General features: G+C 69.7%; 18 protein-coding genes. 7 read left to right on the plus strand and 11 right to left on the minus strand.

The genetic code is table 11. The annotated features are described in order from the left end of the window. Nucleotides 1-139: 139 nt before the first annotated feature. Nucleotides 140-931: an aquaporin gene (locus ACZ7J0_RS23375; protein ID WP_470890305.1), complete on the minus strand. Its 792-nt coding sequence runs from the start codon at nt 929-931 to the stop codon at nt 140-142. 40 nt (nt 932-971) lie between these two features. Next, a complete protein-coding gene (locus ACZ7J0_RS23380; protein WP_470890307.1) occupies nt 972-1286 on the minus strand; it encodes an ArsR/SmtB family transcription factor in 315 nt (104 codons plus the stop codon). Nucleotides 1287-1377: 91 nt separating this feature from the next. On the opposite strand from ACZ7J0_RS23380, the gene ACZ7J0_RS23385 reads away from it, so the two are divergent. The 4 genes from ACZ7J0_RS23385 to ACZ7J0_RS23400 all read left to right on the plus strand — a co-directional run bounded on the left by ACZ7J0_RS23385 (nt 1378) and on the right by ACZ7J0_RS23400 (nt 5930). Then, on the plus strand, nt 1378-1791 hold the full coding sequence (locus ACZ7J0_RS23385) for an arsenate reductase ArsC (protein ID WP_470890309.1): 414 nt from the start codon (nt 1378-1380) through the stop codon (nt 1789-1791). Nucleotides 1792-2149: 358 nt separating this feature from the next. Next, nucleotides 2150-3541 carry a M20/M25/M40 family metallo-hydrolase gene (locus tag ACZ7J0_RS23390; protein ID WP_470890311.1) on the plus strand — a complete coding sequence of 464 codons (1392 nt, stop codon included), beginning with the start codon at nt 2150-2152 and terminating at the stop codon, nt 3539-3541. A 338-nt stretch (nt 3542-3879) separates the two neighbouring features. Continuing rightward, on the plus strand, nt 3880-4992 hold the full coding sequence (locus ACZ7J0_RS23395; RefSeq protein WP_470890313.1) for an ABC transporter substrate-binding protein: 1113 nt from the start codon (nt 3880-3882) through the stop codon (nt 4990-4992). A 389-nt stretch (nt 4993-5381) separates the two neighbouring features. After that, nucleotides 5382-5930, plus strand: a complete 549-nt coding sequence (locus tag ACZ7J0_RS23400; RefSeq protein ID WP_470890315.1) for a GNAT family N-acetyltransferase — start codon at nt 5382-5384, stop codon at nt 5928-5930. A gap of 591 nt (nt 5931-6521) precedes the next feature. On the opposite strand, the gene ACZ7J0_RS23405 is transcribed toward ACZ7J0_RS23400, so the two are convergent. The 3 genes from ACZ7J0_RS23405 to ACZ7J0_RS23415 form a co-directional block, all read right to left on the minus strand. After that, a complete protein-coding gene (locus ACZ7J0_RS23405; protein WP_470890317.1) occupies nt 6522-7517 on the minus strand; it encodes a DMT family transporter in 996 nt (331 codons plus the stop codon). After that, nucleotides 7514-8107: a TetR/AcrR family transcriptional regulator gene (locus ACZ7J0_RS23410; RefSeq protein ID WP_470890319.1), complete on the minus strand. Its 594-nt coding sequence runs from the start codon at nt 8105-8107 to the stop codon at nt 7514-7516. The genes ACZ7J0_RS23405 and ACZ7J0_RS23410 overlap by 4 nt, the downstream gene beginning before the upstream one ends. A gap of 349 nt (nt 8108-8456) precedes the next feature. After that, a complete protein-coding gene (locus ACZ7J0_RS23415; protein WP_470890321.1) occupies nt 8457-9074 on the minus strand; it encodes a LysE family translocator in 618 nt (205 codons plus the stop codon). 111 nt (nt 9075-9185) lie between these two features. Here ACZ7J0_RS23415 and ACZ7J0_RS23420 point away from each other — a divergent pair, with 111 nt between their 5' ends. Continuing rightward, nucleotides 9186-9638, plus strand: coding sequence for an Lrp/AsnC family transcriptional regulator (locus ACZ7J0_RS23420; RefSeq protein ID WP_470890323.1), 453 nt, complete (start codon nt 9186-9188; stop codon nt 9636-9638). A 320-nt stretch (nt 9639-9958) separates the two neighbouring features. After that, nucleotides 9959-10612: a DUF1326 domain-containing protein gene (locus ACZ7J0_RS23425; RefSeq protein WP_470890325.1), complete on the plus strand. Its 654-nt coding sequence runs from the start codon at nt 9959-9961 to the stop codon at nt 10610-10612. A 17-nt stretch (nt 10613-10629) separates the two neighbouring features. Here ACZ7J0_RS23425 and ACZ7J0_RS23430 read toward each other — a convergent pair whose 3' ends face one another. Further along, nucleotides 10630-11469, minus strand: a complete 840-nt coding sequence (locus tag ACZ7J0_RS23430; protein ID WP_470890327.1) for a DUF2182 domain-containing protein — start codon at nt 11467-11469, stop codon at nt 10630-10632. A 184-nt stretch (nt 11470-11653) separates the two neighbouring features. After that, nucleotides 11654-12100 carry a nuclear transport factor 2 family protein gene (locus ACZ7J0_RS23435; protein ID WP_470890329.1) on the minus strand — a complete coding sequence of 149 codons (447 nt, stop codon included), beginning with the start codon at nt 12098-12100 and terminating at the stop codon, nt 11654-11656. 9 nt (nt 12101-12109) lie between these two features. Here ACZ7J0_RS23435 and ACZ7J0_RS23440 point away from each other — a divergent pair, with 9 nt between their 5' ends. Continuing rightward, nucleotides 12110-12265, plus strand: coding sequence for a hypothetical protein (locus tag ACZ7J0_RS23440; RefSeq protein WP_470890331.1), 156 nt, complete (start codon nt 12110-12112; stop codon nt 12263-12265). Between the two features lie 55 nt (nt 12266-12320). On the opposite strand, the gene ACZ7J0_RS23445 is transcribed toward ACZ7J0_RS23440, so the two are convergent. From ACZ7J0_RS23445 to ACZ7J0_RS23460, 4 genes are all read right to left on the minus strand, one after another. Further along, the gene (locus ACZ7J0_RS23445) at nt 12321-12848 is read right to left on the minus strand and encodes an NUDIX hydrolase family protein (protein WP_470890459.1); all 528 of its coding nucleotides are present in this window, start codon (nt 12846-12848) and stop codon (nt 12321-12323) included. 214 nt (nt 12849-13062) lie between these two features. After that, nucleotides 13063-13788 (minus strand): hypothetical protein, encoded by a 726-nt coding sequence (locus ACZ7J0_RS23450; protein ID WP_470890333.1) that lies wholly within the window; start codon nt 13786-13788, stop codon nt 13063-13065. 23 nt (nt 13789-13811) lie between these two features. Beyond that, nucleotides 13812-15002, minus strand: a complete 1191-nt coding sequence (locus tag ACZ7J0_RS23455; RefSeq protein ID WP_470890335.1) for an NAD(P)/FAD-dependent oxidoreductase — start codon at nt 15000-15002, stop codon at nt 13812-13814. Then, entirely contained in the window at nt 14999-17011 is a 2013-nt protein-coding gene (locus ACZ7J0_RS23460; protein ID WP_470890337.1) for a LodA/GoxA family CTQ-dependent oxidase, read from the minus strand. Before ACZ7J0_RS23460 ends, ACZ7J0_RS23455 begins: the two co-directional genes overlap by 4 nt. Nucleotides 17012-17329: the final 318 nt, after the last annotated feature.

Consider the following 17329-nt stretch of genomic DNA (forward strand, 5'->3'; position numbering starts at 1 on the left):
TACCAGGCCCGCCGCCAGGCTCCGCCCGGTGCGCTCTGGGCGTCGCGGATGACGTGCTCGATGCCCGGGTGGCGCAGGTGGTAGCCGTCGGCGCACCCGGACTGGCCGCCTCCCATGACCACCATGTCCGTGCGTTGCGTCATGCGGCCGGTGTCTGCGAGTCCGTCCTGCCGCGCATGAAGAGGAGGGCGACCAGAGCCAGGCCCACGACCGCGCCCAGAAGCTGCGCCGCGACGAACGCCGGGACCGAGCCGGGGGCGATGCCTGCGAAGGTGTCGGTGAATGCCCGGCCGATGGTCACGGCCGGGTTGGCGAAGGAGGTGGAGGAGGTGAACCAGTACGCGGCACCGATGTACGAGGCGACCGCGACGGGCGCGAAGCGGAGGCGGTCGGTGCGTGCCAGGCCGAAGATCAGCAGGATCAGGCCGGCCGTGGCGACGACCTCGCTGAGGAGGAGGTTCCCGGCGGACCGGTCGTGCGTGGACCACTTGACCAGCGGTTCGCCGAACATCGCGTCCGCCAGGATCGCGCCCGTGATGGCGCCGACGATCTGCGACGGAACGTAGACAGCCGATTCGGGGCCGGTGACGCCGGCGCCGCCGCGTCGGGCGGTCCACCACTCGGCGAGGGTGACTGCCGGGTTGAAGTGGGCGCCGGAGACCGGCCCGAGCAGTGTGATGAGGACGCCGAGGCCGAAGACGGTGGCCGTGGAGTTGGCCAGCAGCTGGAGGGCCACGTCGTTGGTGAGCTTGGTGGCCTGTATTCCGGAGCCGACCACGACCGCGACCAGGGCCGCGGTGCCGACCAGCTCGGCGGCGGCGCGGGCGATGAGCGGCGTGCGAGGCGGGGTGGCACCGGGGGCCGGCCGGGGCGCGTCGGCGGCTATGACGTTCTCGGCTACGGCGGCGGTGACGGACTCGGTGGCGGTCAAGACGGGAGCTCCTCGGGCAGGTGAGGCAGAGCGGGGAATGCTATGGGCAGGACCGCTTGAGGTTCGCGTCGGCGGTGGCGCGTGCGGTCCGGGCGAGGTCGGCGAACCGATCGGCGATGCTTTCGAGAACCTCCGCGCGCAGGCGGTAGTACGTGAACCTCCCGCACGGCTCGGTTTCGACGACCCCGGCCCTGCGCAGCACCGTCAGATGGTTGGTGAGGTTCGTCTGCTTCGCGCCCGTCTCCTCCACGAGGTGGGTGGTGCAGAGGGTCTCCTGGGCGAGGAGGGTCACGATCTTGAGCCTGAGCGGGTCGGCCAGAACCCTGATCAGATCAGTGTCGACTGACGTCATCATGGACTGATACTTTCACATCAGCGCTAACTGACACGACCGGGTGACGAGGGCATCGCCTCTGATTCCCGTCGTGAGACAAGAGAGACCTCTGATGTCCGACAAGCCCTCCGTGCTCTTCGTCTGCGTCCACAACGCCGGCCGCTCCCAGATGGCCGCGGCGTGGCTGACCCATCTGGCCGGGGACCGCGTCGAGGTCCGCTCCGCCGGCTCCGCGCCCGCCGACAGCGTGAACCCCGCCGCCGTCGAGGCGATGCGCGAAGTCGGCATCGACATGTCCGCCGAAACCCCCAAGGTCCTCACCGTCGACGCCGTCAAGGCCTCTGACGTGTGCATCACCATGGGCTGCGGCGACACCTGCCCCGTCTTCCCCGGCACGCGCTACCTCGACTGGAAGCTCGAAGACCCCGCAGGCCAGGGCGTCGAATCGGTTCGCCCCATCCGCGACGAGATCAAGCAGCTCGTCGAGGGCCTGATCGCCGAGATCGCCCCGGAGCCGTCGGCGTAGGCGACAGACGCGAGGTCGTCATCATCGGCTCGGGCCCGCCAGATACACCGTCTCCCTCTCACCGCCCGTGCCCAGCTCAAGCCCCCCGCTGTTCAGCAGCTCCATCGGGTTCGGCGACCCCCTCACCACCACCTCGCCCCGAACGATGCAACGCCAGGCCGGACGGGTGGGGTCCGTACCGAACCGGCTTTGGGGTGAACCGGCCGACGGCGGAATCGACCCTCGTCCCGTGGGGAGAGCGTGTATACGGGCGTGGGGGTGACGCCGGCTCGCATCGCCCGGACGGTCATCGCCGGTGAGGATCGGTAAGGACCGGTGAGGACCGGTAAGGACCGGTGGCGGCGAAGAAGGGAGCGGAGTGGACAACAGCCTGTCGATCCGGGATGCCGTCGGGCGGCAGACGGAGGACGTTCTGGACCGGTTGGCACAGTGGGTGCGCATCCCTTCGCTGTCCTGCGACCCCGACAGGGCGGGGGATGTCACCCGTTCGGCCCGCTGGTTGATGTCCTCCTTGCGAGAGACGGGATTTCCTGTGGTCGAGGAGTGGGAGACGTCCGGGCTCCCCGCCGTCTACGCGTCCTGGCCCTCGTCCGAGCCGGACGCGCCGACCGTGCTCGTCTACAGCCACCATGACGTCAATGCCGTCATCGACGGGGAGTGGCACGAGTCCGGGCCGTTCGCCGGCGCACTGAGCGAGGGGCGACTGCACGGGCGTGGCGCGTCGGACGCGAAGGGCCAGGTGATGTGCCATCTGTGGGCGCTGCGCGCGCATCTCGCCGCGACCGGGCGGAACGACCCTGCCGTCACGGTCAAGTTGCTCGTCGAGGGAGAGGAAGAGGTCGGCTCCGTCCACCTCGGCAGCCTGTTGGAACAGCATCGGGACGAGCTCCGGGCGGATGTCGTCATGATCTCCGACACGATGCTGTGGTCGTTGGACGCGCCCGCGGTCTGCACTGGAGTCCGTGGGTCCGTCAGCGCGGAGCTCACCCTGAAGGCGGCGGTACGAGACATCCACAACGGCGCCGCGGCAGGAGCCGCCGGCAATCCGCTCACCGAGCTGTGCCGCGTGATCGGCCTGCTCCACGACGAGAACGGCCGAGTCACCGTCCCCGGCTTCTACGAGCGGGTGCGGGAGCCGTCCGCGTACGAACGGGAACAGCTCGACGCCATCGCCCCCGGCGAGCAGCAATGGGCCGACCGGACCGGCACCTTCGGCACGCCGGGGGAGGCGGGCTTCGGGATCCTGGAACGGGTATGGCTCCGACCTGCCGCAGAGGTGACCAGCCTGCTCGGTGGCCACCCCGACCTTCCCGGGCTGGGTGTCATCCCGGCCACGGCCGCGGCCGGACTGGCGTTCCGCCTGGTGCCCGACCAGATGGCGGACGACATCGCGCAGCGAGTACGACAGTGGGTCGAGGAGCGCGTCCGCCCCGGCTTCGCCTTTGACCTCGATCTGTCTTCCAGCCGGTCCGACCCCTACACCACCCCCGCCCACCACCCCGCCTTCAAGGCGCTGGAACAGGCGATCAGCCACACCCTCGGCGGCCCCGTCGTGCACATGCGCAACGGAGGCGCGGCTCCGGCCGCCCAACTCGCCCGAGCCATCGGCGCGCCCGTGGTGTTCTACGGCACCGGCCTTCTGGAGGACCGCTGGCACAGTGGCGACGAGCACGTCGAGGTGCGTGCGCTCGTCCAGGGCGCCGAGACGCTTGCCCGCTGGCTTTCCGCCCTGCCGGAGGCAATGAGCTGAACCGTCGGGTTCCACCGCCTGCCGGGGAAGCCGTCACGGCACGCCGAACACCGGCGCCCCGCTCGGCCGGAGTGGTGACGGTCGTGGGTGGCGGGATGGCCCCGGGCCGGGCTGTAGGTCGGAGGACGTCCGACGGCTACATGATCGATTGCCTTGAAGCCTGGCAGCTCAGCGAACAATAATCGGTTGCCTGTTGGCGATGTGACGGATGCAATGTCCGGCATGGTCGCCCCGGTGCGCCCGCCACGGCGGGACGAGATGAACGCGTACCACCGGGGCTTGCCGCTCTGCGATCCAGGCAAACTGCGACCGCATCGTCACACGGGAGACGCCAACGCATGAACACGCCACCATCGACCCCTGCAGCGGAACCGACTGACGGATCATCCGTTCAGATCGGCGCTCTCGTTCCGCTGACTCGACCGGGCTGGGTCCAGGCAGGCCGACACCTGCTGGCTGGACTCGAGCTGGCCGTTCGCGAGGTCAATGAAGCCGGCGGGATCGCCGGAAGACCACTCGAGCTGGTGGTCCGAGACACCGCGGCTGATCCCCAGAGGGCCGCGGCGGCCGTGGACGAATTGGCTCGCCTGGGCGTGGTCGCCTTGGTGGGGGAGTATCACAGCGTCGTCGCGCGCGCCGCTGCTGCCAGGGCCGACGCCCTCGGCCTGCCGTTCCTCTGCTCGTCAGCGGTTCTCGACGGGCTCACCGAACAGCAAACGGAATGGGTCGCGCGCCTCTCCCCGCCGCAGTCCCGCGGCTGGCAGACCTACGCGGACTTCCTCCTCGGCGCGGGCCACCGTCGCATCGCCATAGCAGCCGAGCCGAGTGTCTACTGGGCAGCTGGGGCCCGCATTCTGCGGGACTACCTCACTCCACTCGGCGGCACCGTCATCGAACTCGACATGCGCGCGCTCGCCCCCACGGACGTGTGCGACGAACTCGTCGAGAATCGCGCGACAGCCCTCCTTCTTCTGGTCGGCCACCCTGAGCCGGCAGTGCCGATCGTCAAGTCTGTCCGCCGCGACCCGCGCCTTTCCGAGATCATGATGGGTGCTCCGGCCGGGCAACCGGAGTTCGCCGAGTGGGCGACGTTGCTGGGCGACGACGGCGCCGCGATCCCGTTCTTGCGCTACCTGCCCGAGCACCTCAGCCCACTCGGTGCACGCGTCGAGACAGTCCTCCGCGAGCGGCTGGCCGAAGCGCCCTCCTTCGTCACCTTCGAGGGCTACGACACGATCGCCGTCCTTGCCGATGTGCTGCGTTCTCACGGCGCGGACCGGACGCGTATTGCCGAAGCCTGGCCGCGCACTGCAGTCGAAGGCACGCGCGGGAAGATCCAGTTCTCCCGGGTGCCAGGCATCAGCGTGTGGCAATGGGCTGAGACGCCCATCCAAGTCGTTGATCGAGATCCGGCGGAACCCGATCGCTTCCGGATCCTCCACACCGGCTGAGAGACGCGGGGGCCCTGACCGCATTCTCCGGCATGGGTCCCTGCGGCGTCCGTACGGCCCGTAGCCGGCGTACATGTCGAAGTGCTCAGGCAGGAACCGCGAAGTGCTTACCGCACCGCACACGATGCCGAGCTCGGCTCTGTCCCCGCGGCTGCCGTGGTACGGCTGCCACCCGGCGAAGTGTTCCGCACCCCGTCGCACCGCTCCCGATTTCGCCGACATGCTGGCTCGGCCAAGGGAGTTGAGCCCCATCAGTCGTACCGTCCTGAGGAAATTCCGGTGTAATCCGACGCCCGTCTCATGTCGTGGCCCCACCTGGACGATCACCATGCCCCACCGAGGCCGTAAAGCGGTGGACACCCTCCCGGAGCTGGGCGAGCATCTCCGCGATGAACAACGAACTTCGCTCCATCCCCAAACGCGTCCGCTTCGTCGAGCTCAGCGCAAAGGCGCTGCGGGCGCTTGCCGATGGTGACCTCGCTCGTGGCAGCGCCGAGGCCGGGGTCGCCCTTGACGAACACTTCGTCTGTGACCGCGCCCGCTGGATCTTCGGCTATCGCGCTGACCAGCTCGCCGAGGACCCGTCTGCCGCGCCCTGGATCACGCGGGCCGTGGTGTCCGAGCCGGACGGGGCCGTCGTCGGCGACGCCGGCTTCCACGGGCCGCCGGACGAGGCCGGCACGGTCGAGGTCGGCTACACCGTCGTGCCGGGGTACCGCCGCCAGGGCTATGCCCGCGCCATACTGAAGGCACTGCTCGTCAGGGCCGCCGCTGAACCCCGCGTCCGGACCGTGAGGGCCACGATCCGATCCGACAACCAGGCCTCCCTGGCCACCATCGCGAGCGCCGGTTTCACGCGCGTCGGCGAGCAGGGGAACGAGCGCGACGGGTTCGCGATTGTCTTCGAGGTCCCGGCAGACGTGATCGGGGCCGAGTAGCTCGCCCGTGCGTGGGCTGCCGCGCGACCGAGGTGGAGGGCCCTGAGCGGCGGCTCGAAGGGGGGCCGAGACCCAGATCCCGCCGTCCGCGGTCCTACGCCCCGGGCGCCGGGCGTTCGTCTCCGGATCGGGCCACCGGCCGGGAGACCACGCGCGTCAGGGGACACACCGGCTGGGTGCGGGTGTCGGGCGCCGTCCGACACTGCCGAAAGTCCCATCTGCGCCGCTGAGCGGCGAGTACTGAGCGCCGAAGCATCCGCAATTCATGCTGGACTCATCGCTCAGCGGCCGCCGAAGCAGGCGGACTTGGCGTGCATCACCGCGGCGTCGCCGCAGGCTGACCTCGTCAGCGCCCATGCAGGGCCGCTCGTCCGACGGCCCGGGTCCAGAAACTCGGGGGCCGTCTCTCCCGGCACCTCGGCAACCAGGCGGACACCAGCTCCGGCCTCCCCGCCCCGGCCGTCATCGCCGAGGCGCAGCTCCCGATCACCGGCCCCGCGCAACGCGCCAACGAGCTGACGCGCCGGCTCATTGAGCGGAACGCCGAACTCGACGCCGCCAGGGCTGCGAATCGGCGACCGACCCGTACGCTCAACCATCCTGCCTGGCAAGGCGGGTTGCACGAGTGTCGCGGTCCTGGCCCGCAGGAGTCCGCCGCCGCGGTCGACGGTAAGCGGGCGTGGGAGTGGTGAGGACGGCGAGGCAGGCGATGACGAGGACGATGCCGGTCCAGCCGGTGGCGGGAAGACGTTCGCCGACGACGAGGACGGCGAGGACGGCGGCCACGGCCGGTTCGAGCAGGGAGAGGGTGGTAGCGGTGCTGGCGGGTACGTGGGCGAGCCCCCAGCCGAACAGGACGTACCCGCCGAACATGGGCACCAACGCCATGTAGGTGCCGACGGCCGCGTTCGACCAGGACCCGAGGAGCGGAGCGCCGGTGACCGCGAGGACGGGCACCAGGAGCAGTCCGCCGAGCCCGAAGACGGCTCCCATCGCCGCGCGGGAGGGGATCTGTCGGGTGATGAGACCGTGCGCGGCCCAGGAGTACAGGGCGTAGGTCACGGCGGCGACGAGCCCGAGGCCGATGCCCAGCAGCGTGCCGGCCAAGGGAGCCGGGCCGGTGCCATCGGTGCCGTGAGCGGCTTCGGCGACGCACAGCAGGACGGTGCCGAGCAGGCCGAGGGAGGCGGCGAGCATCCATCGGCGCGTGAGCCGGCGGCCGTCCGCGACCCGTTCGATCAGGGCCGAGGCGAGCGGGGCGGTGCCGATGGACACCACGGTGCCGACCGCGACTCCGGCCAGGTGCATGGAGCTGTAGAACGCCAGTGGGTAGACCCCCACCGAGACGGCTCCGAGCAGCACCGTTCCGCGCTGGTCGCGCAGTTCGGGTGTGTGGCGGCTGATCCGCGGGGCGGCGAGGAGGGCCTGCAGGAGTCCGCCGAGGCCCATGGCGACGGCGCCGATCGCGAGCGGGCCCACGTCCGGGGCGAAGGTGGCGGCCGTGCCCGTCGTCCCCCACAGCACGGAGGCAGCCAGCACGCACAGCGCGCCGATCCCCGCGGAACGGCCGCTGTCGGCGCCCGTCACAGCCGGTCCAGCAGGCCGACCGCGAGGGAGCGTGCGTGCTGGAGGCAGTCGCCGCTGCCTTCCAGGCCGGCGCGGGCCATCGCGCCTTCCAGGAGGAAGGCGAGGTGCTCGGCCGTCGCCCGCACCTCGGCAGGACGCTGGGGCAACAGCTCCTCCAGGTGGCCGGCGATCAGCCGCTCGACCTCCTCCTTGTGGGCTCGCACCACCGCCCGACCCGCGTCCCCGGCCGGGAGTTCGGCGGCGGCGTTGAGCAGCCCGCAGCCGCGGAACCCGTGCTCGTACGCGAACGCCGCGTGGTCGGCGTACGCGTCGAACACCGCCAGCACCCCCTCACGCGGGCCCTCGGCGTGCTCCAGACGGGCCCGGTACAGGCCGAGCCACTCCTCGTGCCGGCCGTCGAGGTAGGCCCGGACCAGGTCGGCCTTGGAGGAGAAGTTGTTGTAGAGGCTCATCTTCGCCACGCCGGCATCGGCGGTGATCGTGTCGATGCCGGTCGCCGCGACGCCGTCGGCGTAGAAGCGCCGGGCGGCCGCCGCCAGCAACCGCTCCCGCGCTGGGCGCCGCCGTCCGCTCGCACGCGCTTCGCTCACCACAGCTCCCAACTAGGTAGGTAGGTCTACCTATATTACCCGTGTGGCGGGCAGCGCAAGCAGAGGCTTCCGAACGGGACGCTCAGCCGGTGACCAGCTGGGAAGACGGGTGCGGCTCTCTTTGACACCGTCGTCCCCACCGCCGACAAGATCGGCGCGTCGCGAATCCGGTCGCCTGGCCTGGGCGGCCGACGCGTTGCCGCGCCAATCGGGGGGCGCTGCTGCTGTGCGGGCCCGGTCCGCGGGGTCTGTGCTCGGCGATGGGAGCTGGGCCTGGTGGCCTGTTTCGCCCGCGCCCAGTACTCCTGGGTGGCCCCGCCTACTGAAGAGCCAGGGCGGAGGCGGGGCGTCAGCCGGCCAGGCGTTCCACCAGCAGGAAGCCGCCGATGACGATCATCATGGCACCGGAGACGCGGGTGATCACCCCGGCGGCGGAGGGCCGGGTCTTCAGGACGGTGCGGGCGAGGACGCCGACGCCGAGGTAGACCACGGCGCAGGCCGTCATGTGGAGCGTGCCCAGCAGTCCCGTCTGCGCGGCGACCGGCCAGTTCATCGCCGGGTCGATGAACTGCGGGAACAGCGAGAAGTACAGCAGCAGCGCCTTCGGGTTGAGGCCGCTGATCCCCATGCCCTTCAGCAAGACCTGCACCCGGGACGATCCCATGGCGTCCTCGGAGGCCGCCAGGACCGTCGGCTGCCGCAACACACCCACGCCGAGCCACACCAGGTACCCGGCCCCGGCGACGGTCAGCGCGGTGAGCACGGTCGGCGAGCTCGCCACGATGACGACCAGGCCGGCGACGGCGAGCAGCGTGTAGCCCGCGTATCCGGCTATCAGTCCGGCGACCGCGGGGACCACCGATCGCTCCCGCAGCCCCGCCGAGATCGCGTACGCCCAGTCCGCGCCTGGAGTGAACACCAGCAGCAGGTCCACTGTCAGGAATGCCGCCAGGGTGGTCGTGTCCATGGATCAAGCCCTCTCACGTGCTTCTATACGTGAGGAAGGTTAGGCCAGATATGCCCGAAAGTGTTTCTCCATTTACCTCATGCTCGCTGCTTTCGGGGGAGAATCTTCTCCATGGATGCCTTGGACCGGAAGATTCTTACCGAGCTGCAGCTGGACGGCCGTCTCACGGTCACCGAACTCGCCGCCCGCGTGCAGCTGAGCGTCTCGCCCTGCCACCGCCGCCTGCGCGACCTGGAGCGCGAGGGTGCGATCCGTGGCTATCGGGCCGTTGTGGACCCGGCCGCCGTGGGCCTGAACTTTGAAGCCCTCGTCTTCGCCACCCTGCGCTGGGAGGACCCCGACACGGTCACTGCCTTCGAGGAGGCCGTGGCCGCCGTTCCTCACGTGATGCAGGCCCAGCGCCTGTTCGGCGAACCCGACTACCTGCTGCGCGTCGCCACCACCGACCTGGCCGCCTTCCAGCAGCTCTACGACCAGCAGCTCGCCCGGCTGCCAGGAGTCCAGCGCCTGACGTCCACCCTCGTGATGAAGCACGTCGTCGACGACCGCCCCCTGCCCGAGTAGGCGTTGGTGGGCGGGTGGCGGTCGAGGGTCCGCCCTGCCGCCGCCTGATCGCCCCTTAGGACCCTCGAGGCCTGGCTCGTGGTTCCTGTCCGGGGCCAGGATCGCCGAGGCCGAGACCCGCGAAGCCGCGATACGGCCCGTGCGGCAGCGCCCGACCTGCCCCGGCCGGCGGCTATGAAGCGGACAGGCGGCACCCGCGCGCAGCAAGTACCCCGGGGCCATGGAGCGATGCCGCAGACGCCCGTAACGCGCTGAGGGGGCGCATGCTGGTAGGTGAGGCGACTCCTTCCTCGCCGGCGAGGAAGGACGAGGTGAGTGAGATGACCGAAACGACCACGAGCCCGAGCTGGCATGTCACCGGCGACTGGTTCGACACCTGCAAGTGCTCGATCCCCTGCCCCTGCACCTTCGCCCAGCTCCCCACCGAGGGAGATTGCGACGGTGTGCTCGCCTGGCACATCCGCGAGGGGCAGTACGGGGAAGTCCGGCTCGACGGGCTGAACGTCCTGATACTGGGCTCATTCACCGGCAACGTATGGGCCGGAACGCACTCGGACGCGTACGCCGCCGTCTTTCTCGACGAGCGCGCCGACGAGGAGCAGCGAGCCGCGCTCGGCGCCATCTTCGGGGGCGAGGTGGGTGGCTGGCCGCAGCAGTTCAACGAGGTGTTCGGCGCCGAGATGCGAGGAATGGACGTCGCTCCCATCACCATAGAGATCGACGACGACCTCGGGTCGTGGAGCGCCGAGATCCCGGGGCGGGTCAGTGCCCGAGCCGAGGCACTCGCCGGTCCCACTACTCCCGAGGGCGCGCGGGTCCAGGTACACAACGCCCCCGGTGCCGAGGTGGGTCCGGGGCAGGTCGCCACCTGGGGTCGCGCCACCACTGACCGCGCCGATGCGTTCGGTTTCAGCTGGAACCGCAGTGGCAGGTCCAGCAAGCACTTCCCGTTCGACTGGAGCGGCCCGAACTGACCCCCGGTGTACGGTCGCTAGCGCGTCCGGCCCGTCATGTGGTCCATGTGCTCCATCGAGGGATCCGAGTTCTCCAGGCCGGGCAGCAGCCAGTCCTGGAAGGGGGCGAGCACGGCCAGCACGAGGAACAGGGCACCGATGGCCCAGGCGAGCCAGGGCCCCTGTCGCCACAGCTTCTCCAGGAAGATGACCGCTGCGACTCCCGCCATGGCCGCCACGTTCATGAAGCCGAGCGGGATGAGGACGATCATCAGCCCCCAGCAACAGCCGACGCAGTAGAGGCCATGGTGGGCGCCCACGCGCAGATCCTTCGCCCACGGCCGGAAGCGTGAGTAGCGCAGCAGCTGGAACATGGGGCTACGGCAGTGCCGCAGGCAAGCCCGCTTCAGAGGGCCGAACTGGTGCAGTCCCGCGATCAGGAAGGCACCGGCGCCGATCCAGCGCCCCACCTGCGGATTGTCGTTCACGACGCGCCCCGTTGCTGCCAGCAACCCGTAGGCGACCATCCCGAACCCGACCCAGGCCAGCAGGTAGCCACTGACGAACTCGGCGATGTGGAGCGTGCGGGCGGAACCGCTCGAGCGGCGGCTGATTCCCCGCACCCAGGTGATGGCGACGGGCGCCACCGACGGCAGCATCATCGCCGCCATCATGACCACCCACAGCCCGAGGAACAGGGGGAGCGCCAGGCCCATGGTGCCGGGCTCCATCCCCATGTGGCGGGCCTGGCCGACCGTGAGTATCCATGCCGGAACCGCGATCAGCACCATCAGGATCCAGGCGACCGCCAGATCTCGCCTCGGCAGCAGCACTCCCGGTCGAGTCGGTGCCGGTGCGATGAGGTGTAGGTGGGGCATGGGCCTCTCCTGGGGACAATTCCAGCAGAGCACACATTCGAAGACCCCAAAAGCGGGGCGCGCCGCCACCGGAGCGCCTCCGGGCCGTGGCCGCGAGTACGACACGCTTGTTGTCCGTTGTGGGGCGACCACGCTGGTCGCAGACCTCGACGAGTGGCTGCGGCCAGCGAATCAGCGGTCGAACTCAGTCTGTCCGTGACGGCATGGCGCAGGCGTCGGCGATGGTCCGCGTGTCCCAGTAGAACGGACGGACCTCGGTGATCCGCCCGTTCTTGACCGTGATTGCTTGCAGGATCGGGAAACTGAGTTCACGGCCGGTCGCACGGGCGCGCGCACGGACCTGGGTGAGCACGACCGCAGTCTCACCGGTGGCGAGAAACTCTTGCTCGACCATGTCGAACGACTCCCACACTTGTCCCATCCTGAGGAAGAACTGCGTCATGCCGCTGTGCCCGCACCAAGTGCCGCCATAAGGCAGAGCATCCGCTTGATGCAGCTCGACATCCGGCGCGAAGAACGGGGCGAGCAGGTCGAACGAAGCCTCGCCAGGCCCTCCGGCCGCCAGGTACTCCGCCTCAGCCGCGTACATGCCGGTGAGGACTGTCACTGAGTCAGTGGTTGACATCGTCATGCCGCCAGCATGATCAGCAAAGACGGGTCCTGCTGGCGGCAATCAGACATCGTTGTGCAGCGCGGTCATCGCTTCGCAACAGGCCATGGCGGCCTGGCGATCGAGGTGATCGAGCGGGTGCACAGCCACAGCACCTCGCCGGATGGCTCTGCTGACACGTCATGAGAGTGTCTGCTAAGGCAGCGGGCGTGCTGCTGGTTGGCGGCCGTGCAGTCAGACCTCAGTACGTGTAGCCCACATGCGCGAGTGCTTGTTTCAGCAGCGCCTTATGGCCGCCCGGCATCTCGCCCTGCACGGCTGCCGAGGCTGCTTCCTGCGGGCTGAACCACACCAGATCCAGCGCGTCCTGCCGTGGGCGGCAGTCGCCGGCCACCGGCACGACGTATGCGAGGGATACCGCGTGCTGGCGCGGGTCGTGGTACGGGGTGATGCCCGCTGTGGGGAAGTATTCGGCGACCGTGAAGGGCTGCAAGGAGGCAGGGACGCGGGGCAGGGCCACCGGGCCAAGGTCCTTCTCCAAGTGGCGTAGCAGCGCGTCGCGGACCCGCTCGTGGTGCATGACACGACCGGAAACCAGAGTGCGGCTGATCGTTCCGTCTGCGCCGATCCGCAGGAGAAGTCCGATGCTGGTGACCTCGCCGCTGTCGTCCACGCGCACGGGCACGGCCTCGACGTACAGGACTGGCATGCGGGCCCTGGCCGTCTCCAGCTCGTCCGTGCTCAGCCAGCCGGGCGTGGTCTCTGTCATGTCAGACATCGCTTGATCATACTTTCCGGGCTGGGCCTCGGACCAGGTGGCGGGTCTGCCAGCTGGGTGGGAGTTCCGCTTCGTGGCCGGGCGGGCGGTTCGCATCGGGACGGTCGGGATCGTGGCCGGCCGGCTGCAAGGCCGAGCGATCTCCGCACCGTCACCGCCGCCTACCCACCGTCACGCTGCTCGGCGTTCCGCCGTCGTCGCCGATTCAGTTGTTGAGGCTGGTGTGGTTCCACCAGCCCTGCCGGCCGGCCTTGAAGCTGATCGACGCGCCGGCTCCGTTGATCTTGGCGTCGTACTTCTGCCCCTTCTTCAAGGGGCTCTCGGGCACGACACCGTGCGGGTCCTCGATCGACTCGATGGTGATGTCCGGGACCTTGCTCAGGAGCGTGGGGTCGATGTTTCGCGGCTCAGTGACGGTGATGACGTCGTCCCAGTTCGGTTTCTTCGCGAGCTGGTGCGCGATGTGGACCTCGTCGTCCTCGCCGAACAGCAGGTAGGTGAGGTGAGCGGGGTATTCCAGGCCTCCGAGCTTTCGGAAGTACCGTACGTCCTCCGCCCTGCAGACCGCGTCGGTCTGCTGGCCGTTCAGCATCTTCTGGAATTCCCTTGAGCCGTCAGGTTTGACGATGACCCGTTCCAGCTGGACCTTGAAGGTCTTGCCCTGCTGGAGGTCCGCGAGCGGGAAATGGTCGGGGGAGAAGAGGCTGTAGAAGACCCTCTTGTCCTTGTTCTTCTCCAGATCCGCGAGATACGCGTCGCGCACGGCGTCCGCGAGGCTGAGGGTCACGATTGCCTGGAAGGCATGCGCCTCCACGTTGTAGAGCGCCAAGTGGTAGGAGAAGATCCGTCTCTTGCCGATCAGCAGAAACCGGTGGAGACCGTGCAGGGCTCCGCTCTCGGAGCCGGCTCCGTGTTCCATTTCCAAGCTCATGACGTGCTGCGCCTTTCCTGCGGTCAGAAGGGGGAGTCGGGAAGGTCGGCCAGGCGCCGCGCCCAGAAGGAGCGGTGGATCCAGCGGGCCTCCTGGGCGTGAATGAGACGGTGGCCGCGCAGGTAGGCGGTGTGCGCGGCCGCGACCTTGTGCGCGTAGGCGGCGAGGGCCGAGTCCTCGCCGTGATGCACGCGACCCGGACCGTCATGCACGCGACTCAGGTGGGCGTCGACGGCCCGGCCCGCGCCCATCCCGGTGTAGAGGGCGGTGAGGACGCCCTGGGAGGAAAGCGGGTCGAAGGCGACCGCCGCGTCCCCGGCGGCGGCCCAGCCGTCTCCGTACACCCGGTCCAGGTGCGCTGTGTGTGCGGCGGCCCGGCGGGGCGCGGCGAGTGGCGTGCGCGTGGGCCCGTGCCGGTGGGCCCACCGTGACACGTGCCGGGTGGCCAGCATCCGGCGGTGGAAGTGGCGTGCGGTGTACGGGGCGGCAGGCAGGTCGGCGTCGGTGAAGTAGGCGACCAGGCGCCCGCCGGCGGGCTGCGGGGCGGTGTACCACCAGCCGTCCTCGTCGGACTCGATGAGCGAACAGCGGTCGGTGTCCCGCGGGTCCGCCTCCAGAAGCGCGTGGAGGGCTGTGAGTCGGTCCCGGACCCGCCGCCGGGCGCCGCACCGGACGGCGATCGCGGCGGCGCGGCCGGTGGCGTCGATCACCCAGCGGCAGCGCACCGTACGTTCGCCACCGGCCCCGGTATCGGCAGGGCTCGTGCCGCCGCGCAGGGCCAGAGTCCAACCGCCGTCCGGCTGTCGCACCGCTCCGCGTACGGCCGTGCCCTCGACGACCTCGGCCCCTGCCGCGCGGGAGGCGTCGCGCAAGTGCCGGTCGAACAGCCGCCGGTCGAGGTGCCAGCCATGGCCGTGCGGATCGTTGATGAAGTCCACGGCGTGCAGGTCGGCCGAGCCCCACGCCGAAAGATTGCCGTAGCAGGGCAGGTGCCCGGAAGCGAGAACGCGGTCGAGTACACCGAGGTCGCCGAGCAGGACCCGCCCGGCGGGCACGAGCGTCTCGCCGACCTTCGGCGGCCCGGTGCCGGCGTCCGCCAGCAGAACCGTACGGCCGGCCCGGGCGAGTGTGAGCGCGGCGGCGCAGCCGGCCGGGCCGCCGCCCGCCACCACGACGTCGTAGGTTTCCGCGCCGGGGGCCGGTGCGGGGCTCACAGCGCCTCGTGGAAGGGGTCGAGCTTTTCGAGGTATCCGGCGGCGATCTCCTCCTCGCGGTAGTCGGTCACCTCCACTGCCCTACTGATCGCCCGTGCCACGTACTCGGCCTCGACGGTTTCGGGGCTGGGCTTGCCCTCGGGCCAAGTGCCGGCTGCGGCGGCCAGCACGGCCGGACCCGCCTCGGGCACGTGCAGGTTGACGAGGTTCGCGGTGTCCAGCGCCTGGTCGAGCGGTGACCCTGGGCGCGACTCCACCCCGATCCGTTCGGGGAACTTCCCGTCGCCCACGGTGTAGTCGCGCACCTCGACGATGCCGAGCTTCGGCCAGTCCCTGACCATCTGTGTGCGCTGCTGGTTCGTGGTGCCGGTGAGGCCGCGCAGCCAGGTCGCCCGCCGCTCGAACGCCTCCTCCCGGGCGCTGTCGTCGCTGCCGGTCGGCGGAGTGTTGACCTTCTCGAAGTCCTCCAGCTTGAGCACATGGTTGGGGACTTGAGCGGGCCAGAAGGTCGGCAGGTACGGGCTGTAGCGCGGCCCGAGTTCGGCCAGGACCTCGTAGCCGGAACGGCAGCTCGCGGTGTCCGCCTGCCATGGGGCGGCCATCCAGCGGGTGAGGTCTCCGGGGCCCTGCGCGTACAGGGGGCCGTTCTTGGCGGTCGCCTCCTGCAGGGTGAGGGTGGGCCCGAAGTCGGGGTCCGGAGTACCCGGGGCGCGGTGCAGGATGCGGAAGGGCTCGGTGAACATGCTCGGGTGCCTGATCGGCCAGGTGACCTCGTAACCCGGGTGGAACGCGTCGGCGGCACAGTTCTCCAGGGCCGCCCGGTCCAGCAGTCCCGGTTGCTCGGCGACAGGGGCGTCGTCCACCGTGGGACGGGGCTCTCGCAATGGTCCCGCCTGGAACGCGCCGTCTGCCCAGCGCTGCAGCATCCAGTCCTGGGTCGGGGACAGCGTGATGTGCTGACGCACGGAGTCGGGCCGACTGGCCATGGCGTCGCCGTAGACCCATGGCCACGGCAGCGGGGACTTTCCGTCCCGCTCGTAGTCGCGCAGGGCGACGTACGTCTGGCGGCGCAGTTCCCGGTTCCGCTGGGACGGATCGGCGAGCCGCTTTCGCATCGCGGGGGAGAGGAAGAAGTTGGGGCCGTTCCAGCCGAACTGCGTAGCGAAACCATGGTTGACCCACTGGAGATCGCAGAACCGGCGCAGCATCGGTTCGATGTGATCGGTGAAGGAAATCTGCTGCGGGCGGGTCAGTGAACCGGCCTTGACGAAGACATCGAAGAGCAGGTCGTAGAGGGTGCGGATGGACTTCACGCCGGGGGCGTAGTGCGGAGGCCCCACCACGACCCAGGCCGGGCTGGCGGTCAATTCTCTGCCGTCGATACGGACCTTCGCCGTCACCGGGCCGTCGGACACGTCGTCGTACCAGGTGTCGTTGTTGGCTACTCCGGTGATCGGTTTGTTCTTGTAGGAGGCGGAGTTTCCCCTGCCACCGAGCACCATCAGGCGGCCGTCGGAACGGGTGGAGATCTCCCCGAGGTACACCGCCTTGTCCATGATCTTGCCGGAATCGAACTTCTTCGTCTCGGTCATCGAGCCGCGAACGGTGCGGCTTCCGGGGTCGTTGACCAGCTTCTTCCGGTCGGCGCCCACCACGGCCGCGTTCCGCCGCCCGGCCGCGAGGGTCTGGCCCTCGGGGGTGTCGAGCGCCAGAAGGAACTGGTACCAGGCGGCCTTTTTGTTGGCCAGGTGCACCGTCCACTGGATCTCGGACACGCCCGCGACACCCGGCTTCAGCTCCCGTACGACCTCCCCCGCGGCGTTGTAGCCGTACACCCGGAATCGCGCGGCCTGCCTCCGGATCGCCCCGGAATTGTCTTTGTAGGAGCCAAGGTCCGCAGGCTTCTGGTCCGGTGATTCCGGGCCGATGAACGGTGCTTCGACGCTGTTGCCGACCCGGGCGACACCGATGGCAGGGTGGATCTTCACCTGCACGATTTGACCGTCCATCGAGGAGCCTTCCGTTGCGGGGCCGCCGGGAGTCCGGGTCAAACGTAAGATCTTTCCATTCCGGCCGAGCACCGAGACCGCCGAATGGATGTATGAATTCATCTGGTGGGGCCAAGGGCCGGTTCGTAGAGTTCCGCCGCCCCGCGTGGACCAGCGCGATCGCCCTCCCGGTTCCAGGCCCGTCCCGAATGTCGTGAGCGTGCCGACGCCATCCGGGCAAGGCTGGGCCTCCGGCAGTCCGGACCTGGTCGGCCAGGGCCATCCTGCGCCGGATCGTCCGGCGCGGAGGTGAGCGGCGGGGCGCGGGCACGGGAACAA

The organism is Streptomyces sp. NPDC038280 (genome assembly GCF_055600045.1).